Origin of the sequence: Staphylococcus microti (assembly GCF_000934465.1) — a bacterium.
Lineage (GTDB): Bacteria > Bacillota > Bacilli > Staphylococcales > Staphylococcaceae > Staphylococcus > Staphylococcus microti.
Map to the genome: position 1 here is coordinate 1 of NZ_JXWY01000159.1, position 225 is coordinate 225.

Consider the following 225-nt stretch of genomic DNA (forward strand, 5'->3'; position numbering starts at 1 on the left):
ACTGCGATAATATCAGTAAGATAATAAGAACTAATAAATTTGTTTTAGGAAAAGCTACTATATAAGCTGCTGAAACTAAAGAAAAAGGTGCACAAATAGTGGCTGTATTGGGGTTTACTAATGATTGTAAAGGATGTATTCTTACTCGTTTGAAAACAACAGGTAGAACCAAACAAGTTGCTAAAAAACCATAAATAACTGTTGTTTGGCCAATCCAATACTGAC

Annotated in this window: 1 pseudogene; it reads right to left on the reverse strand. The window is 32.0% G+C overall.

The features are described 5' to 3' along the window. Window positions 1-225, reverse strand: a pseudogene (locus TP70_RS12620) (TDT family transporter); the annotation flags it as partial.